24 protein-coding genes and 1 tRNA gene are annotated in these 26,334 nt (G+C 64.9%); 7 read left to right on the top strand and 18 right to left on the bottom strand.

Annotation, left to right across the window (positions count from 1 at the left end):
- Positions 1-83 precede the first annotated feature (83 nt).
- The 10 genes from ACFQS4_RS05055 to ACFQS4_RS05010 all read right to left on the bottom strand — a co-directional run bounded on the left by ACFQS4_RS05055 (position 84) and on the right by ACFQS4_RS05010 (position 12,723).
- Positions 84-692, bottom strand: coding sequence for a 30S ribosomal protein S7 (locus tag ACFQS4_RS05055; protein ID WP_254159414.1), 609 nt, complete (start codon positions 690-692; stop codon positions 84-86).
- Position 693: 1 nt separating this feature from the next.
- Positions 694-1,122, bottom strand: a complete 429-nt coding sequence (locus ACFQS4_RS05050) for a 30S ribosomal protein S12 (protein ID WP_253432648.1) — start codon at positions 1,120-1,122, stop codon at positions 694-696.
- A gap of 186 nt (positions 1,123-1,308) precedes the next feature.
- Complete coding sequence (locus ACFQS4_RS05045) at positions 1,309-2,910, bottom strand: hypothetical protein (RefSeq protein WP_500192350.1); 1,602 nt, start codon at positions 2,908-2,910, stop codon at positions 1,309-1,311.
- Positions 2,911-3,087: 177 nt separating this feature from the next.
- Positions 3,088-4,299, bottom strand: a complete 1,212-nt coding sequence (locus ACFQS4_RS05040) for an alpha-hydroxy-acid oxidizing protein (protein ID WP_497902582.1) — start codon at positions 4,297-4,299, stop codon at positions 3,088-3,090.
- 108 nt (positions 4,300-4,407) lie between these two features.
- The gene (locus ACFQS4_RS05035) at positions 4,408-4,827 is read right to left on the bottom strand and encodes a NusA-like transcription termination signal-binding factor (RefSeq protein ID WP_497902581.1); all 420 of its coding nucleotides are present in this window, start codon (positions 4,825-4,827) and stop codon (positions 4,408-4,410) included.
- A gap of 74 nt (positions 4,828-4,901) precedes the next feature.
- On the bottom strand, positions 4,902-6,128 hold the full coding sequence (gene rpoA2, locus ACFQS4_RS05030; RefSeq protein WP_497902580.1) for a DNA-directed RNA polymerase subunit A'': 1,227 nt from the start codon (positions 6,126-6,128) through the stop codon (positions 4,902-4,904).
- The gene (locus tag ACFQS4_RS05025; protein WP_497902579.1) at positions 6,121-9,084 is read right to left on the bottom strand and encodes a DNA-directed RNA polymerase subunit A'; all 2,964 of its coding nucleotides are present in this window, start codon (positions 9,082-9,084) and stop codon (positions 6,121-6,123) included. The genes rpoA2 and ACFQS4_RS05025 overlap by 8 nt, the downstream gene beginning before the upstream one ends.
- Before the next feature lie 3 nt (positions 9,085-9,087).
- Positions 9,088-10,917: a DNA-directed RNA polymerase subunit B gene (rpoB, locus tag ACFQS4_RS05020; protein WP_254159408.1), complete on the bottom strand. Its 1,830-nt coding sequence runs from the start codon at positions 10,915-10,917 to the stop codon at positions 9,088-9,090.
- Positions 10,918-10,920: 3 nt separating this feature from the next.
- The gene (locus tag ACFQS4_RS05015) at positions 10,921-12,495 is read right to left on the bottom strand and encodes a DNA-directed RNA polymerase subunit B'' (protein WP_254159407.1); all 1,575 of its coding nucleotides are present in this window, start codon (positions 12,493-12,495) and stop codon (positions 10,921-10,923) included.
- Entirely contained in the window at positions 12,496-12,723 is a 228-nt protein-coding gene (locus ACFQS4_RS05010) for a DNA-directed RNA polymerase subunit H (RefSeq protein WP_254159406.1), read from the bottom strand.
- A 377-nt stretch (positions 12,724-13,100) separates the two neighbouring features.
- Here ACFQS4_RS05010 and ACFQS4_RS05005 point away from each other — a divergent pair.
- From ACFQS4_RS05005 to ACFQS4_RS04990, 4 genes are all read left to right on the top strand, one after another.
- Positions 13,101-13,173 (top strand) — tRNA-Asp (locus ACFQS4_RS05005).
- 212 nt (positions 13,174-13,385) lie between these two features.
- Positions 13,386-13,793, top strand: a complete 408-nt coding sequence (locus ACFQS4_RS05000; protein ID WP_497902578.1) for a group I intron-associated PD-(D/E)XK endonuclease — start codon at positions 13,386-13,388, stop codon at positions 13,791-13,793.
- 152 nt (positions 13,794-13,945) lie between these two features.
- Positions 13,946-16,063, top strand: coding sequence for a bacterio-opsin activator domain-containing protein (locus ACFQS4_RS04995; protein WP_497902577.1), 2,118 nt, complete (start codon positions 13,946-13,948; stop codon positions 16,061-16,063).
- Between the two features lie 197 nt (positions 16,064-16,260).
- A complete protein-coding gene (locus ACFQS4_RS04990) occupies positions 16,261-16,713 on the top strand; it encodes a DUF7382 domain-containing protein (RefSeq protein ID WP_497902576.1) in 453 nt (150 codons plus the stop codon).
- On the opposite strand, the gene ACFQS4_RS04985 is transcribed toward ACFQS4_RS04990, so the two are convergent.
- The 7 genes from ACFQS4_RS04985 to ACFQS4_RS04955 form a co-directional block, all read right to left on the bottom strand.
- On the bottom strand, positions 16,700-17,446 hold the full coding sequence (locus tag ACFQS4_RS04985; protein WP_497902575.1) for a protein-L-isoaspartate O-methyltransferase family protein: 747 nt from the start codon (positions 17,444-17,446) through the stop codon (positions 16,700-16,702). The genes ACFQS4_RS04990 and ACFQS4_RS04985 overlap by 14 nt on opposite strands.
- 62 nt (positions 17,447-17,508) lie before the next feature.
- Positions 17,509-18,450, bottom strand: coding sequence for a class I SAM-dependent methyltransferase (locus ACFQS4_RS04980; RefSeq protein ID WP_497902574.1), 942 nt, complete (start codon positions 18,448-18,450; stop codon positions 17,509-17,511).
- A gap of 81 nt (positions 18,451-18,531) precedes the next feature.
- Complete coding sequence (locus ACFQS4_RS04975) at positions 18,532-19,182, bottom strand: protein-L-isoaspartate(D-aspartate) O-methyltransferase (protein ID WP_497902573.1); 651 nt, start codon at positions 19,180-19,182, stop codon at positions 18,532-18,534.
- A 77-nt stretch (positions 19,183-19,259) separates the two neighbouring features.
- Positions 19,260-19,925, bottom strand: a complete 666-nt coding sequence (locus ACFQS4_RS04970) for an HVO_0476 family zinc finger protein (protein WP_497902572.1) — start codon at positions 19,923-19,925, stop codon at positions 19,260-19,262.
- Between the two features lie 332 nt (positions 19,926-20,257).
- Positions 20,258-21,208: an aminopeptidase gene (locus ACFQS4_RS04965; RefSeq protein ID WP_497902571.1), complete on the bottom strand. Its 951-nt coding sequence runs from the start codon at positions 21,206-21,208 to the stop codon at positions 20,258-20,260.
- 48 nt (positions 21,209-21,256) lie between these two features.
- On the bottom strand, positions 21,257-21,961 hold the full coding sequence (locus ACFQS4_RS04960; protein WP_497902570.1) for a MinD/ParA family ATP-binding protein: 705 nt from the start codon (positions 21,959-21,961) through the stop codon (positions 21,257-21,259).
- On the bottom strand, positions 21,958-22,644 hold the full coding sequence (locus tag ACFQS4_RS04955) for a DUF7857 domain-containing protein (protein WP_497902569.1): 687 nt from the start codon (positions 22,642-22,644) through the stop codon (positions 21,958-21,960). Before ACFQS4_RS04955 ends, ACFQS4_RS04960 begins: the two co-directional genes overlap by 4 nt.
- Positions 22,645-22,890: 246 nt before the next feature.
- Here ACFQS4_RS04955 and ACFQS4_RS04950 point away from each other — a divergent pair, with 246 nt between their 5' ends.
- Both ACFQS4_RS04950 and ACFQS4_RS04945 read left to right on the top strand, forming a co-directional pair.
- A complete protein-coding gene (locus ACFQS4_RS04950) occupies positions 22,891-23,805 on the top strand; it encodes an AEC family transporter (protein ID WP_497902568.1) in 915 nt (304 codons plus the stop codon).
- Positions 23,806-23,909: 104 nt separating this feature from the next.
- Entirely contained in the window at positions 23,910-24,863 is a 954-nt protein-coding gene (locus tag ACFQS4_RS04945; RefSeq protein ID WP_497902567.1) for an AAA family ATPase, read from the top strand.
- A 198-nt stretch (positions 24,864-25,061) separates the two neighbouring features.
- Here ACFQS4_RS04945 and ACFQS4_RS04940 read toward each other — a convergent pair whose 3' ends face one another.
- A complete protein-coding gene (locus ACFQS4_RS04940; RefSeq protein WP_253432602.1) occupies positions 25,062-25,559 on the bottom strand; it encodes a LabA-like NYN domain-containing protein in 498 nt (165 codons plus the stop codon).
- 179 nt (positions 25,560-25,738) lie between these two features.
- On the opposite strand from ACFQS4_RS04940, the gene ACFQS4_RS04935 reads away from it, so the two are divergent.
- Positions 25,739-26,323: a cupredoxin domain-containing protein gene (locus ACFQS4_RS04935; RefSeq protein WP_497902566.1), complete on the top strand. Its 585-nt coding sequence runs from the start codon at positions 25,739-25,741 to the stop codon at positions 26,321-26,323.
- Positions 26,324-26,334 lie beyond the last annotated feature (11 nt).

Below are 26,334 nucleotides of genomic sequence, written 5' to 3'. Positions count from 1 at the left end.
GTGTGCTCGAGAGTTGCCGGATCGGTGTGAGAGTCAACGAGAAAACGAGAAAAAGCGAAGCCGAAAACGCAAACGAAACGCGGTTATCTCGCGGCAGCCGCAACGCGTTCTTTCTCTTCTTTCTGGTTGATCGCGTACGTCTGGACGTCGTAGTTCGACGCGCCGATGAGCTGGCTGGCGAGCGCTTCCGAAGCCGACGTCGGCGACTTGAACGAGGCGCTGTGCGCACCCTCGGCGATGAACTTCAGGGCCTGGTCGACGCGGCGCTGGGGCGCGACGTCGACAGCCTTGGGGACCGAGATACCGCCGTACTTGAGACGGACGGTCTCCTCGCGCGGCGCCGCGTTCTCGACGGCAGTGACGAGGACCTGGACGGGGTTCTCCTCGGTGCGGTCGTTGACGATTTCGAACGCGTCGCGAACGATCTTCAGCGTCTGCTGTTTCTTGCCCGTGTTCTCCTCGGTCTGCATCAGGCGGTTGGCCAGTCGCTCGACGACGGAGAGTTCGGACTTCTTGAACTGCTTGCTCGCGTGGCGACCCGCCGTATGCGCGATGGGCGTCACCGACAGGTAGCGCTCGGTCGAGGGGTCGTTGTAGGCGATCTCGGAGACGTCCCACGTGCCAAAGAGCTTGGCAGTGAGGTCACTGCCGCCAGCGGGCGCGTCGGGTTCGGGTTGTTCCTGCTCGCTCATGTTATCGCACCGGTTTCTCCGCGTTGCCGCGAACCAGTTCGAGCATGGCGACACCGTTGACCTTGTCGACCTTGTAGTTGACGCCCGAGAGGTCACCCATGGCACGACCCTTCGCGCCACCGATACCGGCGATGGTGACCTCGTCGTGTTCGTCGATGAACGAGATCGCCCCGTCGCCGGGACAGAACGCCGTGACCTGCTTGCCGTTCTTGATCAGCTGGACGCGGACGCACTTTCGAATGGCCGAGTTGGGCTGTTTCGCTTCGATGCCGACCTTTTCGAGGACGATACCGCGAGCCTGGGGTGCACCCTCGAGCGGGTCCGATTTCTCGCGCAGGCCGCGTGCTCGGCGCGCGTAGTCAGAGTCGGACCACCGCTGGTTCTGGCGGTCCTTCTTGAGTTTGCGCGCGGCGTATTTGCCGTTTGCCATGGCGATGGCTATCCGACGAAGGCACTTAAGCATCCCCTTTTGCTTCCGGGAGAAACGCCTCGAGAGCGCTTTATCGAACCCCATCGAGAGATCTGAGGGCGTTTCGTGGTCTCGAGTTACGGGCTCAGCGCGGTCTATGGTCACTCGGCGGCGTAGAGAATTCCGTACGCCAGTCTCGAGAGTCGTTCAGGCGTCGTCGCCGACGCGGGTTCGTCCGAGTAGCAGTGACGAGACAACCAGAAGGGCGAGGGACGCGCCGGAGGCGGTCATCCCCGGCATTTCGTCGTCAAGTTGGCGGGTTGGGTCGGATGCGTCCCCATCGCCGTCGGCGTTTTCGGTCGTCTCGCTCTCGTTCGTCTCGTCTCCGCTTTCGCGTGCTTCCTCGCCTTCCACTTCCGCTTTCTCCGTCGCGTTGGCGTGTCCGGAGTGTGAAACCTCGAGTTCGTAGTCGACTTCGGACGTGCCGACGTTGTACACCTGCAACAGATGAGTGTCGCTGGATTCGACATCGGATAGGTCGAGGGAAACGGTGCCGTCTCCGTGTTCGCCGGTGGCGAGTTCCTCGGTCGCCGAGTCGAAGAGCGTTACCTCGAGATCGGCCGCGTCGTCGGACGTGATCGTCACCGAGAGGTCGTCGCCCGCGTTCAGATCGATCATGAAAATGTCGAAGTCCATCCCGTCGACCGTTCCTTCGAACGATCCGTTCTCGAGGACGGCCGGGGTTGGTTCGTACAGGACGCTGAGATCGGTTTCGGTCGCCGTCTCGCCGCGGTTTTCGACCGCGACTGTGTACGTCCCGTCGGTGGGTGCGCCGACCACGTTGACGGCCCGGTAGTCTCCGTCTCGGACGTCGGTCCCTACGGCGGACCCGGACGGGTCGGTAACCATCACCTCGAGGTCGGTGCCGGAAAGCACGCTCACGGTGAAGAGGTCGCCGGTTTCCAGTTCGGCATCGTAGGTAGCCGTCTCACCCTCCTCGAGTTCGAGACCAGGGAAATAGCCGTTCTCGAGCGGATCCGGAACTTGCACTCTGGACGGATCGGATTCGAACTCGTCGTAGTAGACGTCGAGGACGAACGTGGCCGCCGTCTCGCCTCGGTTTTCGATCTCGACCGTGTACGTCCCGTCGGTAGGTGCGCTAGTGAGGTCCGCCGCGTAGAAATCGTCGTGCGGGAGCGATTCGCCGACCGCCGATCCGTTCGGGTCACGGATCGTCACGGCAATGTCGGCGTCCGAATCGAAGTCCGCCATAATCGAGATGAAATCGTTCTCGGTGAGTTCGGCCTCGTAGGTGACCGACTGGCCCGCCTCGAGTTCCTGTCCCTCGTAGGTCCCTTCCTCGAGTGGGTCAGGCACGTCGGCGGTCGACGACTCAGAGCCAGTCTCGGAGTCGCTGTCGTGGTAGACGTCGAGGGTAAACGTCGCTGCCGCGGAGCCTTCGTTCGCGATTTCGACGGTATAGGTGCCGCCCTCGTCCACCGACAGAAGTTCGGCGACCTCGTACTCCGTGTCACTGAACGTCTCGCCGACTACCGTCCCGCTCGGGTCACGAATCGTTACTCGGAGATCCGTCCCGGCTTCAAATAGAGCAACAGCCGCGAAGTACTCGCCTTCGGAGAGTTCTGCGTCGTAGGTGACCGACTGGCCCGCCTCGAGTTCCTGTCCCTCGTAGGTCCCTGCCGCGATGGGGTTCGGAACCTGATCACCCGCGCCCGAGTCGGCGACAGCAGTCGTTCCGACGGATGAAGCGCTGACCGCGGCCCCGCTCGTCGTCGCGAGAAGCAACACTGTGACGATAGTTACGATCGTAACAGATCGGCTATTTCTCTTGAATTTCTGTAATACAGACATTCTTTCCTGGGCAAAAGACCCGACCGGACGTATTTTACTGTTGTGCCCGATTTGCCCGCGAAATCGTCCCGGTGGCGAATTTCTCTGGGTGCGTATGAATCAACCACACCGCCGTCACTCGAGTTCGAACGAACCGCCGGCGGGGACGATCGACGATCGGTCGAGTTCCGCGACGGACGCGTGACCCGCCAGCCCGAGTGTCAGGTCGAGGTCCGCCAGGAAGTTTCGACAGACTTCCCGAACCCCGTCTTCGCCGTCGACCGCGAGTCCGTAGACGTAGGGCCGCCCGAACAGGACCAGCTCGGCACCGAGAGCGAGCGCCGTGACGGCGTCCGCACCGCGACGGATGCCGCTGTCGAACAGTACCGGGGCGTCGCCGTACCCCCTGTCCGCCAGTCGGTCGACCACTCGAGGGAGTGCCTCGATCGCGGGGAGCGCGTTGTCGACCTGACGACCGCCGTGGTTCGAGACGATTACACCGTCGGCGCCGGACTCGAGCGCCAGGATGGCGTCGTCCGGGTGGACGATTCCCTTGACGAGGACCGGCAGGTCGGTGAAACCGGCGAGCCACTCGAGGTCGTCCCACGTGAGCGAGGCGTTGCCGAAGACGTCCACGAATTTCATGACCGCGGCGTCGGGGTTCTCCTCGGGCGGATCGGCGAGCAGGTCCCGAAACGCCGGATCCGAGAAGTAGTTCGCGACGCCGTCGCCGTCGAGGAAGGGGAGGTACGCCTGTTCGACGTCGCGCTCGCGCCAGCTGATGATCGGCGTGTCGACGGTGACGACCAGCACCTCGTAGCCCGCGATTTCCGCGCGCGAGACGAAACTTTCCGTGAGGTCGCGATCTGAACTCCAGTACAGCTGAAACCACGCGGGCGCGTCGCCGGTTGCCACGGCGACGTCCTCGAGCGTCTCCGAGGCGGCGGTGCTCTGGACGAACGGCAGACCGAGACCGGCGGCCGCCCGCGCCGAGGCGAGTTCCGCCTCCTCGTGGAGGATCGACTGAACCCCAATCGGTGCCAACGCGACCGGCGCGGGGTACGTCTCGCCGAACAACTCGACCGAGAGGTCCCGCGTAGCGACGTCCCTGAGCATCCGCGGGACGATCCGCCACTGCTCGAACGCCGTCCGATTCGCCGCCTTCGTTCGTTCGGCCCCGGCGCTTCCCGCGACGTAGCCGAACGCTTCCGGCTCGAGAGCCGCCTCCGCGGCCGTCTCGAGCGCCTCGTAGGACGGCGGCAGCGATGGCGGCTGTCCGGCGAACATTCCCTGCGTGTAGATCTCGATCAACCGTTCCCGTCCGTAGGTTGGCCCGTCGTCGGTCATGCTCGTCGATCTGTCACGAACGACCGTATACGTTCGGGGCTTCTCGAGGAACGTCGATATCAAGGCATCCTCGAGGTGAGGAGAAACGTAGCACCATCACGCGGACGCTCAGGCTAACTGCACGTCGTCGATCCCAAAGTGACGCTCGGCGAGCGTCCGCGCGTCCTCGATTCGTCGGCCGTCGGTGCCGATGGCAACCCCGCGGTCGTCCTCGGGCACCTCGACGTAGGCGACCGTCGTGTTGTTCTCGCTGATCGTGACGTTGCGGACCGCCGCGGGCGCCAGCGCGTTCGCCACGAACGCTTCGGGATCGCTCGAGCCCTCGGCCAGCCGCACGGATCGCCCCGTTCGGCGCTCGAATTGCTGGACGTGCTGTCCGCGGGCGCCGACTGCCTGCCCCATCGTCCCCGGGGGGACGACGATTACCAGGCGGTCCTCGAAGACGAGACAGTCCTGGCCGGAGATTCCGGAGACGTCCTCGAATCGGGCGATGAACTGGCGTGCGTCGTCCTCGAGGGTGATGGTCATCTGGGTGTAGAGAAAACGAGTCGGTAGTCGGTCAGTTCGTAGTTGGGAGTCGGTGCTGGTACTCGGTACTCGGGTCAGTCCGCCCGATTCGGCGACGATCCCATCCGCAGGTCGACGTCGCCGGTACCGAGCTTGATCGGCTTGCCGACGATGACGTTCTCGGTGACACCGTCGAGTTCGTCGATCTCGCCGTGGATTGCGGCGTTGAGCAGGTGGTTGACCGTCACCTCGAACGCTGCGCGGGCGAGTACGGAGTCCTTCGAACCCGAGATGCCGTGACGACCGATCGACTCGATGGTCCCCTCGTTGGTCATCATGTCGGCGACCAGCATCAGGTGGCGAACGTTCACGTCGTCGAGCCCCTGCTCGGCCAGCGTGTTGTTCGTCTCCTCGATGATCGCCTCGCGGGCGGCCTCGATGCCGAGGTTGCGGTGAATCTCGTGGATGTTGTTACAGGTCGTCCGCGAGGCGTCGACGCCCTCGATCGAGAGCACGTCGCCGAAGGCCGACCCCTCGGTGTAGAGGACGAACTCCTCGCGCTCCTCGACACCGTCGTCGGTCTCGACCTCGAGGTCCTCCCGGCGGATGACGACCCGCGAGATGTCCTCGATCCCCTTGAACGTGATGTCACGAAGCTCCTCGACCAGCTGGAGGAGGTCCCGGTAAGACGGCTCCTCGGGGCCGAACTCGATCTGGGTTCCCTGCTGCGTCGTCGACACGCCCAGAGAGTCCTCAATGATCTCGGCGACCTCCTCGGCCGTGATGAGTCGCTCCTCGAGCGTGTCCTGGTTCAGGTCGATCTGGACGCGCATGTCGGCGACGTTCGTCGACACGTCGCCCAGCGCGAGAATCTTCGTCGCCTCGATGTTCCAGACGACTTCGTGAGCTTTCTCGCGTTCGGTCGCGTACTCCTCTGTGAGGTGAACCTGCATCGTCGGCGTGTCCGGCGTCTTCCGGGCGTCGACGAGTTCGATCAGTCGGGGCAGTCCCTGGGTGACGTCGATCTCGGCGACCCCTGCATAGTGGAACGTGTTCATCGTCAGCTGCGTCCCGGGCTCCCCGATGGACTGGGCGCTGACGGTCCCGACGGGGTCGAGCGGGTCGACGCGCGTCTCGACGTACTCGGTCTCGACGGCGCTGACGATATCCTGGGCCTGCTCGATCGTCACGTCTCCTTTGTCCTCGAGCACTGCGTAGACGCGATCCTTGAGCCGTCGCGGGAGTTCGCTATCCTCGACGATGACGACGGCGTCGTCGTCGACGTCGTAGTCCTGGACGAAGACGTTCTCGGTCTTAGTCATCCGAGCTCACCCCCTCGGGCTCGGCAACTCGACGACTGTCGGCGTGTTCCGAGAGGTTCGTCTCGATCCGCTTCCCGGAGAGGAACGCCTTGCGGTCGGCCTCGGAGTCGAACTCCTCTTCGAGCACCGTCTCGGCGATGCCCTCGACGTCGACGTCGTGGTCGTCGTCGTAGGCCACCTGTACTGGCGAGGTGCCGTCCTCGCCGAACTCGAACTGCACGATGGTGTCGCCCGTGTCCCGGACGGTACCGTCGTACTGCGCCTCGAGTTCCGAGAGCGCGTTGATTAGCCGACGCTGGAGGTAACCGGACTTCGAGGTCCGGACTGCCGTGTCGACCAGCCCCTCGCGGCCGCCCATCGCGTGGAAGAAGAACTCCCGCGGATCCAGGCCGACCGTGTAGGAACTCTCGACGAAACCGTGAGCCTCCGCCGAGAGGTCGTTTTGCTGGTAGTGGCTCAGGGTGCGGTTCTCGTAGCCGCGGTTGATCCGCTCGCCACGAACTGCCTGCTGGCCGACACAGCCGGCCATCTGGGTCAGGTTGAGCATCGACCCACGCGCCCCGGACTCGGCCATGACGACCGCGGGATTGTCGCCCTCGAAATGCTCCTCGGCGATGTTCCCCGCGTTGTCACGCGCCCGCGAGAGCGTCTGCATGATCTTCATCTCGAGCGTCTCGTCGAGCGTCCGCCCGGGCAGGCTCTCGAGTTCGCCGCGCTCGTAGGCTTCGATGAGTTCTGCGACTCGATCGTAGGCCTCCTCGATCGTCTCGTCGATTCGCGCTTCGGCCTCGGCCGGGATCGTCTCGTCGTCGATCCCGATCGAGAACCCGAAGTGCATGATCGCCCGCATCGCGAGCGTCGAGAGTTCGTTGATGAAGACACGCGAGCGCGTGTTCCCGTACTGCTTCGTGATCGCATCGACGATCTCGCCGCCGAACTCGCCGACTTCGTCCTCGGCGATCGTTCCGGAGACGAGCTGGCCGTCCTCGATGACGACGTCGTCGCCGACCGTTCCCGTGAACTCGAGGTTCATGTCGTCGGGCAGCAATTCGGAGAAGACGTCCCGGCCGGTCCAGAACGGCTCGTCCTCGTCGTCGATACCGCTGGGGTCTGGCAGTTCGTCGATCCGGGTCGCCCGGAGCAAGTCGAGCGCCTGCGTCTCGTTGAACCGGGGGTTGTCCTTCGTCAGCAAGTACGTCCCGGAGATGTGGTCCTGAATCGCCCCGATGATGTTCTTCCCGAAGCGGGGACTCAGGATCTGCTCTTGCACGCGCATGAGGACGCGCGCCTCCGCGCGGGCCTCCTCGTTCTGGAGGGCGTGCATGTTCATCTCGTCGCCGTCGAAGTCGGCGTTGTACGGCGGGCAAACGACGGTGTTGAGCCGGAACGTCTTGTACGGCATGACCACGACCTCGTGGGCCATGATCGACATCCGGTGGAGCGACGGCTGGCGGTTGAAGATGACGATGTCGCCGTCGATCAGGTGTCGGTTGACCTCCCAGCCCGGGCCGATCGTCTGGGAACTCTCGAGTTCACCTTCCTCGGACAGCCCCGCGAGCGCCTCGCAGTTCTTCTCGGTCACCTTGAGCCGGCGGCCGTCCGGCCGTCGCACGTAGTTCGCGCCGGGGTGGCTGTTCGGCCCGTTGGCGACGTAGCGTCGAGCCTCCTCGAGGTTTCGCTCGGTGACGAGCATCGTCTGGGTCATCTCCGTCGCCACGCGGTCGGGGACGCCGACCTCGTTGAGGCTCAGGGTAGGGTCGGGCGAGATGACGGTCCGGGCCGAGAAGTTGACGCGCTTCCCGGACAGCGAACCGCGGAACCGGCCTTCCTTCCCTTTCAGCCGCTGGGAGAGGGTCTTCAGGGGCCGCCCGGAGCGGTGTCGCGCCGGCGGCGTTCCCGAAATCTCGTTGTCCATGAACGTCGTGACGTGGTACTGGAGCAGTTCCCACAGGTCCTCGATGATCAGCTGGGGCGCACCGGCCTCGCGGTTCTCCATGAACCGCTGGTTGATCCGGATGATGTCGACCAGCTTGTGGGTGAGGTCGTCCTCGCTGCGCTGACCGTTGTCCAGCGTGATCGAGGGACGAGCGGTGACCGGTGGCACCGGCAGCACCGTCAGAATCATCCACTCGGGACGGGAACGCTCGGCGTCGATGCCGAGCACCTCGAGGTCCTCGTCCGGGATCGCCTCGAACCAGTCGCGGATGTCCGAGGGCATCAGCTTGTTCGTGTCCTCCTCGGTCAGGTCGATGTCGAGAGCCTTCTCGATGGCCTTGCGCTGATCCTCGCGTGGCCGGAACGAACCCGAGAGGATCTCGTTGATCCGGGTGAGTTCGATGTCGGTCTTCTCTGCGAGTTCGTCGGGCGTCGTTCGGTCGATGCCCTCCTCCTCGTTGCCCTGCATCGCACCGGCGATGCGCTGGGAGTACTCGCTCGTGAGAACCTGCTGGACCTCGTAGTAGGTGGTCGGCTTCTCGTGGTCGATGTCGTACTGGATTTCGGCACAGAACGGACACCGATCCTTCTTTCGTGCCTGCCGAATCGCCGCCTTCGTCACATCGTTCAGGTCGTGACCCAGCTTTCGGTACTCCGTGATCTGGTCGCGAAACTCCTGGCGCTCGTCCTCGGTGAGCAGGAGCTTCGAACACTCACGGCAGGTTCCCCGGAGCAGTCGCCGGATGAGTTTGGTGAAACCGACGTGGATCACCGGCGCCGCGAGTTCGATGTGGCCGAAGTGGCCGTTACACGACCCCGAGTGCTTCCCGCAGGTCTTGCACTCGAGTCCGGGGTCGATGACGCCCAGTCTGGGATCCATCAGCCCCATGTCGATGGGGAAGCCGTCGTCGTCGTAGGTGTCGGCGGTGATGATCTTCGTCGCGCTCATCTCCCGGTACTCTTCGGGCTCCATGAGCCCGAAGTTGATCGATCCGATGTCTTTGGGTGTGCTGTGTTGCATGTGTTAGACGGCGTCCTCCAGTTCGAGTCGCGGGGCGATGCCGAGGGCCTTCATCTCGTCGAGAAGCAGTTTGAACGCGTAGCTCATCTCGATCTCGTGGATGTCGGTCTCCTCGTCGCAGTTCGGGCAGTACACCCGACGTTGCTCAACGTTCTCGACCGCGCTCATCCCACAGTTGCCACAGATGTGGATGAACTCGCGGTCGGACTCGTCCAGCAGCCGTTCCTTGAGCGTCATGGCCGCCCCGTGGCCGATGAACACGTCGCGCTCCATCTCCCCAATGCGCAGCCCACCCTCGCGGGCGCGCCCTTCGGTGGGCTGACGGGTGAGCACCTGCACCGGCCCGCGCGAACGGGCGTGCAGTTTGTTCGAGACCATGTGGTAGAGCTTCTGGTAGAAAATGACGCCAACGAAGATTTCGGCCTCGATCTTCTCGCCCGTCACGCCCGAGTACATGACCTCCTTGCCCGCGGAGTTGAAGCCGGCCTCCTCGAGTCCGCCGCGAAGTTGGTCCTCGTCCTCGCCGAGGAACGGCGTGCCGTCGACGCGACGACCTTCCATCGCGCCGAGTTTGCCGCCGATCATCTCGAGGATGTGCCCGACGGTCATCCGCGAGGGCAGGGCGTGGGGGTTGACGACCAGGTCAGGAACGACGCCCTCCTCGGTGAAGGGCATGTCCTCCTGGGGCGCCAGGTGACCGACGACCCCCTTCTGGCCGTGGCGGCTGGCGAACTTGTCTCCGAGTTCGGGGATTCGTTCGTCACGCACCGAGACCTTCGACAGCTTCGAGCCGTCCTCGCCCTCCATCAGGGTGACGGTGTCGACGACGCCGGATTCGCCCGAACGCATCGTCACCGAGGTCTCTCGGCGCTTCTGTGGCGAGAGGCCGCCCATGTCGTCGGGTTCCTCGAGGAATCGCGGTGGGCTCGTTTTGCCGAGCAAGACGGAGTTCTCGTCGACGTTCGTCTCGGGGTTGACGAGGCCGTCCTCGTCGAGGTGGGTGTAGGCTTCCTCGCCGCGTGCGCCGCGCACGTCCTGGCTCGGAATCTCGAAGCGGTCCTCCTGGCCACCCGGATACCGTCGCTCCTCGCCCTCGTAGGTCCGGAAGAAGTGCGAGCGAGCGAGCGCGCGCTCGACGGATGCCTTGTTCATGACCAGCGCGTCCTCGATGTTGAACCCCTCGTAGCTCATGACGGCGACGACGAAGTTCTGGGCGGCTGGGCGCTCGTCGAACCCGATCTGCTCGGTCGTCTGGGTCTTGACCATCGACAGCTGCGGGTAGTGAAGCAGGTGCTGGCGTGTATCTGGCCGAATGCGATAGTTGGCCGACGGGAGCCCCAGCGACTGCTTGACCATCCCCGCCCCCATCGTAATCCGGGGGCTCGCGTTGTGCTCGGGGTAGGGAATCATCCCCGCACCGATCCCGAAGATCAGCGAGGGGTCGATCTCGAGGTGGGTGTGATCGTCGTTCAGGTCGTCCTCGTCGACAGCGACGTAGATGTCCTCTTCTTCCTCGGCGTCGATGAACTCGATGTAGCCGTGGTCGACGAGGTCCTCGAACTCGAGATCGCCGTCGCGAAGGGCTTCGATCTCGGCGTCCGTGATGCGGGGTTCGCCGTCTTCGACGACCAGCAGGGGACGGCGAGCGCGGCCCGCGTCGGCGTTGACGATGACCTCGCGCGTGCGCTCTTTCACCGAGACGTTGACCATCTCGCTGACGTCGCCGATGCGTCGGGCTTCGCGAATCTGTTCGGCCAGCTTCTCCGGGTCCGGGTGCGTACCCACCAGCGACCCGTTGACGTACACCTTGGCTTCTCGTTGTTGGCTACTCATGTGTTAGTCGTCTGCACTCGTTGTCGTTCGTTCGACGCCCTCGATGCCGGGAATGCCCTCGACACCCATCGACGCCAGTTCGCGTTTCAGGTCCTGTTCGTCCTCGACGTGCTGGGAGAGCTCCATCGCCTGTGCGAAGTTCTTCACCAGCCCACAGTTCGGCCCCTCCGGCGTCTCGGAGGGACAGATGCGACCCCACTGGGTCGCGTGCAGGTCTCGCGCCTCGAAGTGCGGCTGTGAGCGCGAAAGCGGGCTCCGGAGCCGGCGCAGGTGGCTCAGGACGCCCATGAAGTCCGTCCGGTCGACCAGTTGTGAGACGCCGGAGCGTCCGCCGACCCAGTTCCCCGTCGCGATGGGGTGCTCGAGTCGCTCGGTCAGGACGTCAGAGCGCACGACGGTGTTGACCGACAGGTTCCGGTTTCGCATGTTCGCACGCTCGAGCTGGTACTTCACGTCGCGTGCCAGCTTGTTCAGCGCCGTCCGGAACAGGTCGCGCATCAGGTCGCCGCTGACTTTCAGCCGCTTGTTCGCGTAGTGGTCCTTGTCGTCGGATTCGCGCCGGTTGAGCGCAAGTTCGAAACACGCCTCGGCCATCCGACAGAGGTAGTGGGCCTTGTTGATTCGGACGTCTTCCTCCTCGACACCTTCCTCGTGGAGGTGAGGCAGGAGGTAGCGGTCGATCACGTAGTTCGCCCGCTTGAGCTGGTAGTTCTTGCCCTGACCGGAGGCGACGCGCTTACCCAGCGCCTCGATGGCCTCCTCTTTCGTCTGTACCTCCGCCTCCTCGAGGTTCTCGAGCATGTACTTGACGACCTCGGGGTCGTTCGAGACCTTGTGGACGATCTCCTCGTCGGACTCGAGACCCAGCGCGCGCACGAGCGTGACGAAGTTGATCGAGCCCGATACCGAGGGGAACGACACCTCGAGCAGGCCGTTCCGGGTCCGTTCACAGAGCACCAGTGCGCGGTAGCCACGGCGCTGACTGAAGGTTTTGGCGACCTGGATCTCGTCGCCGTACTTCGTGTCGTACTCGGCAAGAATCTTGTTCGGCGCGAGGTCCTCGCTGGTCATCAACACGCGCTCGGAGCCGTTGACGATGAAGTAGCCGCCGGGGTCGGCGGGGTCCTCGCCGATTTCGATGAGCTCCTGGTCGGAAAAGCCCGCGATGTTACACTTCTCGGAGCCCACCATGATCGGCATTCGACCAATCTTCGTCTCCGTCGAGTCGACGACGCGCTCGTCGCCCTCCTCGCCCTTGACGATGCTCATCTCCATGAAGACGGGCGCAGAGTAGGTGATGTTGCGCAGGCGGGCCTCTTGCGGGTAGAGCAGTTCCTCGGACCCGTCGGCCTCGCGAACCCGGGGTGTGACGACGCGTACGTCCCCGAGATCGACGCGGACGGGTTCCTCGCCTTCCTTGTCGCCGATGTCCGTGTCGATTGTCTCCTTTTCGTCGACAACCTCCTGCATCCCTCGAGTGAGGAAGGAGTTGAACGAGCGGTAGTGATGCTCGGCCAGTCGTTCTTTCGAAAAATACTCCCGCGAGATGTCCCGTCTGAGTGTTCGATCCAGTTCCATTTATTCCACCACGAGTCGATAGACGACGGCCTGATCCGTCGTTCGCGAGTTTCGCACGATCTTGATGACGTCCCCGACCTCGGCTTCGTCGGGCAGCGCCTTGTCCGTGCGTTTGATCTTCGGCAAGTCTGTACGGTCGATGTCGTACTCGTCGAGCACGTCCTCGAGTACCTCCTCGTCGAGGATGGTGTGCTCTGGCACGAGTTCGTGTTGGCTTACGTCTACCATGTGTTGTTGGTCCGGCCTACCGGGGGAGAAGCGGCTGTCACGAGATACTACAGGGACGTATTGCTGGAAGGCATTTAACGGTTACTAAGTTGCCCCACAGGCACGGCTAGTCGGCCCGCCGGCCATCACCCGTCGCCGGCGGCGTCACATACCAGTACGTACCACACGTATCGATTAAATCCTTTGCGGAGAATTGGCAACCGTTCATCAGGTAGTTCGCTTCATCGTTCGATAGCTAGTCTGGCTCGAGGTTTCGGTTGTCTCGAACAGTTCGAACAGCGTCGAAAATCCAGAAATCGTGTTGCGTCCCGGCCTACCAAACCGTCACCGATTGGAAAGCCTTAATACTGCGACCGGGAAACGAAGAGTTGCAGGGTGCCCGGGTGGTGTAGTGGCCCATCATACGACCCTGTCACGGTCGTGACGCGGGTTCAAATCCCGCCTCGGGCGCTTTTCGAGGAACTAACCGACGAGCGGAGCGATTCGGCGTGCTTCGAGAAACACAGCGAGACGAATCGACTCGTACCCAGACGGTTGTTTTGCGGCCAGGCCTCGAGCGTATAGCGACGGGCCGGCCTGTAAGGAAACCGAGGCGGTCGGCCTACCCGTAGAAATCTCACACAGTCCAGGAGTTTTTGTACGAAAACGGGACCAGACCTCGCGTGAATACGAAGCAAACAGGAGACGAGACTGAAGCGACGATCCTGGCGGCACTGATCACTATGGGTCACTCGGTGTCGATTCCGTTCGGAGACAACGACAAGTACGATCTCCTGCTCGATACTGGTACTCGCATACTCCGGGTGCAGTGCAAAACCGGCTGGATCGAAGACGACGTCATTCGATTCAAGACGGCCAGCAAGACGACGGTCGACGGAACTGACACGGTCGTCGACTACGACGACACGATCAACGGGTTCGCCGTTCGGTGCCGAGAGACCGACGAGTTGTACTGGGTCCCGATGGAAGACGCCGGAAAGAAGAGCACCTATCTCCGGATCACGGAACCCGAGATAGAGCATCCGTCGACGAAACGGGAGTCGGACTATCGCCTCGAGAAGCGGCTGTGAGTCCGCCAGAGACGGGGACCAATGCTAATTATTTAGTACACACCAGTTTACTTCTCGATAATGAGTACTGTCGCTCCTCGAGCCAGCACGAGTCGCCCGGTTAGAGCTGGCGCTGTGGAGCCGTCACCTCGAGACGCAGAGCGTGGTCTGACGTGACCGAAACCATGCGCGTTCTGGTCGTCGACAACGACGCCAGGTTCGCCGAGTTGACGACGACGATGCTCGAGCGCGAACGTGATGACATCGCGGCGACGGACGTCTCGAGCGCGGACGCGGCCCTCGACGTCCTCGAGACCGACCCCATCGAGTGTATCGTGAGCGACTACGACATGCCCAGCACGAACGGACTCGAGTTGCTCGAAGCTGTCCGGGAACGGGATCCGGAATTGCCCTTTATCCTGTTCACCGGGAAGGGCTCCGAGGAGATCGCGAGCGAGGCGATCGCCGCCGGGGTGACCCAGTATCTCCAGAAACAGCCCGGGAGCGACCGGTTCACCCTGCTGGCGAACCAGGTCGCGAACGCCGTCTCACAGTACCGGACGGAGACCGAGCTCCGGGAGAACGAACGGCGGTACGAACGGACGCTGACGACGCTCCACGACACCACGCGCGACCTGATGCGAGCGGGGACGAAGGACGAGATTTACGAGGCCGCCGTCGGAACCGCGGGCGCGATCCTCGAGGTGCCGATCGTCTCCGCGTATCGGTTCGAACCCGCCGAAGGGACGCTCGCGCACGCGGCCTCGACGGCCGAGACGCGCCAGTTGCTGACACCCGCGGAGACGATCGGGCGTGGCGACGGGTTGATCTGGGAGGCGTTCTCGGAGGGCGAACCGCAGTACTACCCCAACGTCCGGGCAGCAGGGGTGACGGACGTCGCCGACACGGTGAGCCGAAGTAAACTCGTCGTTCCCCTCGGGACGCACGGGGTCGTCGTCGCCGGGAGCGAGCGACCCGACCGGTTCGACGAGTCGATGCGCGAGTTGCTCTACATTCTGGGGGCCAACACCGAGGCTGCCCTGGACCGGGCCGAGCGCGAGCAGTTACTACGCGAGCACGACCGCACGCTCACCGAGCAAAACGAGGAGCTGACCCGGCTGAATCACACGAACGAGATCGTTCGGGCGATCAACCGTGGGATCGCCAAGGCCTCGACTCGCGAAGAGATCGAGCGGACGGTCTGTCAGCGCCTCGCCGAAACCGACCGCTACCTCTGTGCGTGGATCACCGCGGGCCAGGAGACGCCGTCGCCGACCGTCTGGGAGGGAATCGACGTCACCTACGTCGACCGGGTTCGCGAGGACGGGCCCGCGGCGCCCGAAGCGGCCCTGATCGAGCGCGCGCTCGAGACCGAATCGGTGCAGGTCGCCGAGAACGTGCTCGACGACGAGGCGTGGGCTGACCGGCGAAAGGCGGCGCTCACCTACGGCTACCAGACGGTGCTCGCCGTGCCGCTGGTCGACGCCGAGCGGCGATACGGTGCCATCGTGGTCCACGCCCCCCAGGCCGACGCGATCAGCGAGAGCGAGCGCGAGGTGCTGGGCGAACTCGGCGAGACGATCGGCCACGCGATTCGATCGATCGAACGCACCCAGGCGATGCTCACCGACAGTCGACTCGAGATCGAACTCGAGTGTCAGGACCCGCAGATGCTGTTCAATCGGCTCGGAACGATCGCTTCCGGGACGATTACCCTGGAGGGAATCATCGACCGGGCCCAGGAGACCGTCCTGTTCGTCTCGATCGAGGAACCACCGGTCGACGAGATCCTCGAGCTATCGGAGCGATGGGCGGTGGTCGACTCCCTCTCGGTCGTCTCCGACGGCGAGGAGTCGACGCTATTCGAGGTGACGATCACGCCGACGCCGTTCGTCGAGATACTGCGAGAGTACGACGCCCACGTGACGTCGACCACGACGAGCGACGACGTAACGACCATCGCGCTGTCGGTCCCGAGCCAGATCGATACGCGGGCATTGGTCGAATCGATCCGAGACCACTTTCCGGAGACGGAGCTGACGGCTCGCCGGGAGACGACGGCGAGCGTCTCGAGCACCCGGTTCGACGCGCGCCTCGAGGAGTCGCTGACGGCCAAGCAGTTCGAGGCGCTGCAGGCGGCCCACTACAGCGGGTTCTTCGAGTGGCCCAGAGAGAGCACGGGCGAGGACCTCGCCGCGGCCCTCGACGTGACGCCGCCGACCTACCACTATCACCTGCGAGCGGCCCAGCGAAAGCTGGTTACGCTGGCGTTCGGACCTGACTCTAATTAATTAGTATCGTCATTTGGAACCGTCTAAACAGATAGAAGCTATTTTTAATGGCCCCGCGTCCATATCAATAGTTGGCGATCTGAGACAGACTGTCGCCACCCCCCCCCTTAACCCCCCACCCCACTTTTCGAAACCCTCGAGTGTCTACTGGATCGTTCAGCCGTGAATTTATATACGAACGAGCGGCCAGACCGGCCATGCGACCACCACATCGGTTCGGCGCGGACGACAGGGCGATCGAAGGACTCCCCATCAGGTTGATCATCGCGCTCGTCGTCGGCGTCGCGAGCCTGGCGATCATGATGAGCATGCTCGGCGGAATCGGAACGCTGGCCGAGACGGAAACGGACGTCAAGATCGATCCCGTGACGGTCGACGCCGGGAAAACGACGAGCGTCGATCTCACCGTCCTCGGTGACGACGGCAACACCGTCGAAGACGCAACCGTCATTGTGATGAGCGACGACGCCTGGCTGGATTCGGCCGTCAAGGGAGAGACCGGAAGCGACGGTACGGTCACCCTGCGACTCGATCCGACGCTCAGGCAGGGCCAGCGAACCGGGACGCTCCAGGTCGACGTTGTCCCACCGATGAACACCGACTACGTCGACGATCAGTCGAACACCGAAATCGTCGTCATCGAGAACTGAGGCTATCCCACTCGATCCACTCTCGTTCCCAGCCCCTTCGGGACTGGGCCCGGCGCGTCGCGTGTTCGACGTCCTCTCGAGCCGTCCGGTTGCGCTCGACGGCCCCGACCTGCTCGCCGTCGACGAGCAGCGGTTCGAACGAGACGGCGCCGAATCGCTCGGTCGTGCCGTCGGGCCGACGCGCCTCGAGGCGCTGGGGCTGAGCGCCCCGCGGATACACGATCCGGCCGCCCTCGCGACACTGCTCGAGTAGTTCCCTGGGGGGCGAAACGGTCGCCGCCTCGAGTAAAATCCGATCGAAGGGGGCGTACGCCGGCAATCCGCGGGCCCCGTCTCGACAGTCGACGAGGACGCCGCCGTACCCTGCTCGCTCGAGGTTCGCGCGTGCCTCGTACACCATCGGGCGGGCGATGTCGACGGCGTGGACGTTGGTCTCCCCGACGAGTTCCGCCAGAACGGCGGCGGTGTAACCGACGCCAGCCCCGACGACGAGGACGGAGTCGTCGCGTCGGGGAGCGAGCGCCTCGAGTAATCGCGCGACCGTGCTGGGGGACAGCACGCGCGTTCCGTGACACTCGTGGGCACGATCGGCGTAGGCTGCCGACTCGTCCTCGACGAACTCGTGGCGCGGGACGTCGCGCATGGCGACGGCGAGCGACTCGTCCGTGAGGACGCCTTTCGACTCGTGGACGAGGCCGTCGACCATGTCCTCGCGCAGTACCGCCGGGTCCATAGAAACGGTATCGCCGCGACGGTAATCAACGACTCGCTTGCTGTGGGCAACTCGGTGTCACGTCAGGCGAGCGAGCGCCGCCCAGCGACCACAATGTACGCCGTACCGGGAACCGACTCCACGGTCCACCGCTCGAGGCCCGCTCGCTCGAACCACTCGCGATACCGATCGGTCGCGTAGACGCGTCCCGCCGGCGTCTCGAGCAGGGTTTCCACGGCGGACCGCGTCGCTGCCGGCCCCTCGAGTCGTTCCGCGACGACGAGCCAGCTGCCGGGAGCGAGAGCGTCCACCGCGGCGTCGACGAGGGTTTCGTTCGCCGCTGGACCGAGTCGCGACAGCTGATCGACAGCAACGATCAGGTCGAATCCGTCAATTCCCTCGAGCGTTTCCGACAACCCATCGGGGACGTTTCCCTCGAGCACGTCCACCGATTCGTGGGCGAGGATAGCCTGCGAGTCGGCGACGGCTTTCGACTCATCGTACAGCGTGACGTCGACCCCGCGGCGGGCGAACTCGACGGCGTGGGTTCCCGGCGCACCGCCGACCTCCAGGACGCGCCGGGCCTCGGGAGCGACGCGAATCGCCGCGGTGACGAGCGCGCGGGTTGTCGCCTCGACCGCGGCCGCTGCCCTCCCGAGGCGGTTTCGCCGCTCGGTGTCCGTCTCGGTCGGCCGGTCGTCGGTCAGGAGCCAGTCGGCCTCGAGGCCGCGGTCCAGTCGGTCCAGCGTCGCGGGAAGTGACCCGATGGATCGGACGTCCGCCTTCGCCAGGAAGCCGAGCGAGCGGTTCGTGGGTTCGTACGCGCCCCCGACGTCCTTGAGGAATCCCTCGGCCTCGAGGACGTCGACGAGCGTCTCGGCTGCGCGTTCGGTCAGGTCGGTTTCGCTCGCCAGGTCGGTCGGCGTTTCCGCGGTGGTCATCAGCGCCTCGAGCGCGCCGGTTTCGCGGGCGGCGCGCAGGAGTAAGCAGAGTTCGAACGATGGCGTCGCGCGTGACTGTGACATAGTCGTCTCTGGTCGTCGATGGTCCGCGGGGTCGAAAAAGCACGCGTACTCGTTCGTTGCCCCGGTCGCTCGCCGCCTGTCTCAACCACGCATCCGAACGAACCGCACCGCCCCGCGTTCCTCGCGCTCGAGGGGGCCGTTCTCGCGCTTACGGGCGAACGTCAACGTCTGCGAGCCCAACCCGCCCTCGAGCGGAGCGAGCAGTCGGCCGCCTGGGCGGACCTGCTCGACCACCGGGTCGGGGAACGCGCGAGCCGCGCAGGTCAGGTAGGCCGCGTCGTAGGGGGCGTTCTCGGGCCACCCGTCGCGCCCGTCGCCGGTCCGAACGTCGACGCCCTCGTAGCCGAGGTCGGCGAGACGCCCCCGTGCGTCATCGGCGAGTTCGGGATCGTACTCGACGCTGTAGACGTTGTCGGCGCCGACCAGTTCGGCGGTGACCGCGGCGTGGTAGCCACACCCCGTGCCGATCTCGAGGACGGCGTCGCCGGACTCGAGGGCGAGTTCGTCGGCCATGACGGCGACCATGTGCGGGGCGCTGATCGTCTGGCCGTTGCCGATGGGTAGCGGGCGATCGACGTAGGCGTTCGTCTGCCGGTCGTCGGGGACGAACGCGTGCCGAGGGACGGCCTCGAGCGCCGACTTGACGCGGTCGTCGAGCCCGTTACGAGCGGCGACGGTCTCGGCGAGTCGTTCGCGTTCGTCGCGTCGGTCTCGGGGAGCGTCGTCGGTCATGATTTCGTTCTCGATCAGGGTCGGAGTCGTTATCGCGAGCGTGAGCGTTCGTGATTGTGGTCGCGAGCAGAAGCCGCCTACCAGGCCGACCAGGCTGTGCTCGTCTCGTCGTAGGCGTAGACCCGCTTGACGTCCTTCGCGAAGGCCATGTCGCCGGGCTCCTCGAAGCGATCCCGGTGATAGCCCTCGGCGTCGCCGCGGACGACGAACGCGTCGATTTCGAACTCGTCGTCGCCGAAGGAGTCGGTCTCCCCGACGGTGAACTCGTAGTCTCCGGGGACGTAGACGGTGAGACTCCGGCTATCCTCTCGCCGGCCGTCCTGGGGGTGGATCGTGACATTGACCGAGACGTTGTCGACCTCGCGGGTCCAGACGGTCGCAGCCTCGTCGGCCGGGGCCGACTCGACGCGTTTGTCTCCCTCGAGTTCGACGCTCGTGACCCGGACGGTCGCGAGCACGTCATCGGTCTCGAGGAGGAACTCGTCGCCCACCTCGACGGTCTCGTCCTCGGGCGTGGTCACGTTCGCGGTGAAGGACTCGCCGTCCTGGGAGACGACGACGTCGAGGGTCACCTCGCGGTCGGGCTCGGGCTGGATCTTGTGGACGTGGCCGCACTCGCCACAGCGGACGGTGAGGCTGCCGCCGCCGGGCGAGAGCACCTCGTGGACCGTCTCGAGGTCGGGTGAACACGACGGACAGGGCGTCGGGATGCGGTCCTGGTCCTGGGCGTGGGTATCGCTCATAGCACGCCTCTACAGGCTCCGGGCGTAAAAGACGATTGAAGCGGGTCGGGCGCTCGAGGTGGATCCACCGCTTCAGCCCTGCGACCACCTGCCGTGGCGCGCGCCGGGCCGCGGCGAACCGGCGGTGAGCCGCGGGTCGACCTCGTGCGAGGGATTCGCGAGTCAGCGGCGAGCGAAGCGGCTGGGGAGGGGGAGGCGGCTATGGAGGAGGAGAATGAGGCATGCGAGTCGTGACTGCTCTCGAGCGAGACCCTGGCTCGAGCGACGAGTCCGCAGGAAAATGATCCCTCGAGACGAAATCCGATAACGGCTACGGAGACGCCCCAGAACGACTACTCGCCCGTCGGCTGCCTCACTTCCTCGCCGTCGGCGTACACCGTCGGCTCGCGGAGAATCCCATCCAGGTGAATCGGTGCCTCGACGTCGCCGCCGATCCCCGCATCGTCGCCGATCGCGATGTGGACCGTCCCGGCCGCCTTCTCGTCCAGCAGGACGCTCCCGACCAGTGTCGTCACCGCGACGTTCGTCCCGATGCCCAGCTCCGCGAGGTTGTACGCTGCGTCGCCGACCTCCTCGGCCGCCGTCTCGACCGTCTCGCGGATCTCCGGATCCGAAATCCGGGTGATGAGGCCGTCTTCGACCTCGAACTCGAGCGTCTGACCTGGCTCGAGCAACCCGTGGGGCATCATGGTCCCGTCGACGACGAAGGTCCCGTCGGCGGTCTCGGGGCTGACGAACACCTCGCCGGCAGGGAGGTTCGACATCCGGCCGGGTTCGTGGACGATGCCGGTGTCCGAGAGGAACTGCCGGTCGCCGATGCCGAACGTGACGTCGGTGCCGATAGGCGTCGTCACGCGAACCTCGTCGGCGCCGTCGACCTGTTCGCGAACGTCCGCGCAGTGAGCCGCGATCGCCTCGTAGTCGGCGTCCAGGCCAGTGGTGAAGACGTCCTCGGTGATTCCGGGAAGGGTCGCGACGCGAGCATCGGCCTCGTTGGCCTCCGTTCGCGCACGGGTGTGGCTCAGGCTCTTGCTCGTCGGCGCGAGGACGACGTCCGCGTCTGCCATCGCCGCCGCGACCGGCGACGGTGGCTCGCCGCCGTGGGTCTCCCCCGGTGGGTAGCGCACGATCACCGCGTCGTCGGTGACCTCGCTCGCCACCTCGTAGAGGGCCGCCCCGATCTCGACCCGCTTGTCGTCAGTAACGACGACGCACGATTCGTCGGACTCGAGGGCCAGGCACTGTCGAACGGCAGTCTCGGCAGGTGATCGAAGATCCGTCATGGATACAGATCGACGGACGGTTCGGAAAGGTGTTCCGGACGGCAAAAATTACAGGGTTTCGACGTGTTCGGAATATCGACGAGCACGGCGTTCGATCACCCGCGAGAGTGTCTCGAGCGCGTCGAGCGCGGGGCACGCGGGCGCAACTGTGCGAAGCGGGCGGCCCATCGACTGCGCCTCGGCAACTGCGGGTCGCGTTTCGACCCGCACCGCAGGTGCCCCGAAGTGGCGCTCGACTGGATCGAGTAGGCGTTCGTCGCGACGGGAACGCGATCGGTTGACCACGACCGCCGCGAGCGGCGTCTCGAGCGCCAGTGTGAGCTGGCGGGTTCGGTACGCGTCGTGGATGGCGACCTTAGACGGCGTCGTGACGAGCACCGCCGCGTCCGCGCTGGCGAGTTGTACTCCCACGTCGCGGGCCAGTCCGGCCGGGCAGTCGACGACGACGCGGCCGTAGCGTCGGTCGAGTGCGTCCACGACGCGCGGGAGTTCGGCGAGGTCCGACGCTCGAGCGCCCTCGAGGGTTCGACCGCAGGGGAGGAGCCGGACGGGACCGGTCGAATCGACGGCGTCCAGGGGCGTCGCCCGGCCGACGAGGACGTCGTGGAGGTCCGGACCGCGTCCGGATCCGGCCGGGAGGTCGGCGGCGGCGAGGTCCGCGTCGACGACGACCGCTCCGAGTTCGGCGCCGAGATTTAGCGCCATCGTCGACTTGCCGACGCCGCCTTTTCCGCCGGCGACGGCAACGATCATCGCTCTGGGAGGTCTCGAGGAGGGTGGGTAACTCGAGATGAGTGGGCGACTCCAGAGGAGTGATGGGCTCGAGTGGAGTTGGTGACTCGAGAACGGTCCGCGGGCACGGGGGGAGAACCAGTATCGTGGCCGGGTTCGGGATCACGATCCGAATCGCGCGTGGCATCGGAATCCCAGTAGGAGCCACCGTCCAGAACCGCACCGACCGGCGCCCACGGCGCGAGCGACGCCAGGACATCGTCCGGTCGGGCCGGTTCGTCCCCGCTGTCCGCCCGTTCGGTCGATACGAGTTCAACTGGTGACTCGAGTGCTGCCTCGAGTTCGGTTCGAGCGTCGGTTCGAACGTCAGAGGTATCGGCAGTTCGAGCATCGGTTCGAGCGCCCGTAGGATCGGCGGATCCGTCGGATACCAGCGCCCGCTCTGCCGCCGCCGCGTCGTCAACCGCCTCGGACACCGGCGTCGCGAATCCGAACCCCCGGCGACGGCCGGGCTCGAGACGGGCCGTCCACTCGTCGTTCGACCACTCAGCCGTCGCCCCCTCGCCGTCTCGCGGTGCCCACGTCGGCCCGGGCACGGTACTTCGCACGCGGACGCGCTGGGGCGTCGAGTACGTGTTCCACACCGTCGCACAGACGAACGCCACCCCGGAGACGGTCGTCGCCGTCGCCTCAACCTCGACCATGGTCGCTCCTGGCGCCCACTGGTATTTAAACTCGAGCACGGTAGCTTCCCGACGATACGGTGGCTTCCCGACGGCACGGCGCTCGAGACTGGCGTCGACGATGGATCAGCGAACGATGAGGCTGGCGAGTGCGAAGCAGCGAACTTCGAGGAAGCGGACTCGAAGAAGTGGACTCGAAGAAGTGGACTCGAAGCGACTGCGACCGAGATCCGAACGATCAAATCCGTGAGTCCACTGGGGACGGGCATGGAGGTTCTGCTCCGGTTGCTGGCGTTGCTCGCCGTCGTGCTCGCCGGGGCCGGGCTCCGATCGGCCGGAATCCTCGACGCGACGCGGACGACGCGACTGAACGCCGCCACCTACTACGTCGCCCTGCCGGCCCTGATCTTCGTCGCCACCTACGACCAGGCGATCGCGTCGCTGCTCTCGCCGGCTCTCTTCGTCGGCATCGTCGCCGTCCTGGCGACCACGGCGGCGCTGGCGTGGGCCGTCCACCGCAATCGCGACTCGAGCGCCCGGCGGAGCGTCGCCGTCGTCCAGTCGTACCACTCGAACCTGGGCTACCTGGGGATTCCGCTCGTCGCGGCGACTTTCGATGCGAGCGTAACCGCGATCGCGAGCGTGATTCTCGGCATCGCGACGCTCCTCCAGGCACCCCTGACGATCACGATTCTCGTGGCGTTCAACGGGGCCGAAACGAGCGCGAGACGCCAGTTGGTTCGCCTCCTCAAGAACCCCGTCTTGCTCGCGCTGGTCGCCGGCATGGTCGTCGGCTCGGTCGGCCTATCGGTTCCGGGGCCGTTCGTCACTAGCCTTGACGTCCTAGCCACCCTGGCGCTTCCGCTCGCACTCGTCTGCGTCGGTGCCTCCCTCGAGTTCGATCTACCCGAACTCGATCCCGTCGCGACGGGCGCCGTGACCGCGATGAAGGTCGCGGTCATGCCCGCCGTCGCCTGGGCGATTTTCTCCGCACTCGCGGTCGACGACGCGACGTTCACCGCCGCGGTCGTCATGCTGGCGATGCCAACGGCCGTCTCGACGTACGTCTTCTCGAGCGAACTCGGCGGCGACGAACGGTTCGCCTCGCTCAACGTCTTCGTGACGACGGTGGCGTCCGTGCTGACGCTGTTCGTCGTGATCGCGCTCGTCAGCGGCGCGTGAACGCGTCGGCGCGTGAGTCGGCGGCGAGTGAGTCAGCGGCGATTCGGAAGACGGCGCGACGAAACGGCCGAACCGTATATAGTGCTCCCGCGGTGACAGCAGACATGAACGTTCCCGAGGCCGCGCGAACCGGCGAGGCCACCCTCGCGGAGATCCAGACCGCCGTCGTCGGCGAGTCCGGGCGACTCGAGACCATACTGACCGCCATCCTCGCGCAGGGCCACGTCCTGCTCGAGGACGTCCCCGGCACGGGGAAGACGCTGACCGCCCAGACGATTGCGACGGCGCTCGACCTCGAGTTCACCCGCGTCCAGTTCACGCCTGACCTGCTCCCGGCGGACATCACGGGAACGCACATCTACAACGAACACGACGCGACCTTCGAGTTCGAACGCGGCCCGATATTCGCGAACGTCGTCCTGGCCGACGAGATCAACCGTGCGCCGCCGAAGACCCAGGCCGCCCTACTCGAGGCGATGGGCGAAGGACAGGTGTCGGTAGCCGGAGACACGTACGACCTGCCGGAGCCGTTTTTCGTCATCGCGACCCAGAACCCCGTCGAGCAGGAGGGGACGTTCCCGCTCCCGGAGGCCCAAATCGACCGGTTCATGGTCAAGACGTCGATGGGGTACCCCGACCGCGACGGCGAATTGACGCTGATCGACCGCCGGGCGAGTCGCCAGTCCAGGACGCCCACGGTCGATAGCGTCGTCGACCGCGAGGCGGTGCTGGCGCTACAGGACGTTCCCGAGACGGTGACCGTCGAGCCCGCCGTACGGGCGTACCTGATCGACGTCTGCCGGGCGACCCGTACCGACGACCGCGTCCAGGTCGGCGTCTCGCCGCGGGGCATCCAGCGACTGTTCGAGGCCAGTCGGGCGCGAGCAGTGCTCGCCGGGCGGGACTACGTCGCCCCGGAGGACGTTCACGCGGTCGTTCACCCGGTCCTCGACCATCGACTGGTGCTGACGACCCAAGCGGACGTTCGCGGCGTCGATCGGGCAACGGTGATCGACAGCGCGCTCAACGGCGTTCAGGTGCCGTCGATGGGCGAGTGAGGGGCGAGGAGCTCGAGCGATTTCTGGACCGAGACGGTAGCTCGAGTCCGCCGTCGAGACATACTATACTTAATGTACCAAAGGTTGTGGGAGCGACAGACCCGGGAAGAAGTGAACGAACACGGCGAAGATAGACACGACGAAGACGGACACTCGAGAGCGATCGAGAAAGCCGGAGAGCGAGAAAGCCAACGCGCGTTAGAGGAGGTACGTCTCGTGGCGCTCACCCAGGTCCTCGAAGTCGTCGGCTGCCTCGACGAGTTCCTCGGCAGTCGAGGATTCGAACGCCATCACCTCGACCTTGACGCCCTCGTGGCGCAGGTGCGAGCACAGCCTCGAGAAGTCGCCGTCGCCGGTACAGAGGATCATCGTGTCGACGTGGTTGGCGAGAGTGACGGCGTCGAGGCTCATCCCAACGTCCCAGTCGGCCTTCTTCGTCCCGTCCGAGAAGCGCTTGATGTCCTTGATCTTGGGCTCGAAGCCGATGTCGTACAGCGCCTCGAAGAAACTCTCCTCCTCGGGTGAATCGGCCCGGATGACGTAGGCGATCGCACGTGTGAGTTGACGGCCGTCGACGGCCTCCTCGAGGAGTTCAGAGTAGTCGATGTTTCGACTGTAGATGCTCTGGGCGGTGTGATACAGATTCTGCGCGTCGACCAGAACCGCGACGCGCTGGCCCGGATGAACGTCTGTCATACGGTGTCCTGTGCGGGCCACCGTGAAAACCGCTTCCATCTCCAATGTCGTGAAAAGAACGCCGGTAGGGAAAATGGGGCCAAATCGACTCGAGGCGGCCAAATTCGGTCCTTTCGCTGATCGCGAACCATGCGAGTGACTGGTATTGGCTTATCCGTCTCACGGGTGAAGGGAGTCCCATGGAAAGAGACAATTCAGTATCACGACGGCGAGTGCTCTCCGCCGCGGGTGCCGGTGTCACCCTGGCACTGCTCGCGGGCTGCACGGAAGGGGGAGGACCGGGGGAGAACAACACCACCGGCGGTGACAACGAGACAACGGGTGGTGGCGACGAAAACGAGACCGGTGCTGGCGGAACGGATAACGAGACTGAGGCCGGCAACGAGACCGGAGACGACAACGAAACCGCCGCGGGTGGCTCCAGCGAGTGGGAGGGCGTCGACGAAATCGTCCTCGACGGGGTCACCGAGGGGTGGGAGGGCGTCGAACCGGCGCCAATCGAGGGTGAGACTAACCCGACGCTCATCCTGACCGAGGGCCAGGAGTACGACATCACTTGGGAGAACGCCGACGGCCAGCCACACAACATCGTGATCTGGGACGACAACGACGAGGTCGTCGAGGACTACCAGACCGAGATTATCGAGGAGGAGGGCGAAACCCAGACGCTGACGCTCCAGGCCACGTCGGAGATGACCCAGTACGTCTGTGAAGTGCACATCGGGACGATGATCGGCGAGATTCAGGTCGAGTCGGGCGGGTAAGAAGATCGAAT

Source organism: Saliphagus sp. GCM10025317, from assembly GCF_042663665.1.
In the GTDB taxonomy this organism is placed as follows: domain Archaea; phylum Halobacteriota; class Halobacteria; order Halobacteriales; family Natrialbaceae; genus Natronosalvus.
The sequence above is the reverse complement of the archived record's forward strand: the minus strand, read 5'-3'. Positions and strand labels throughout refer to the sequence as shown.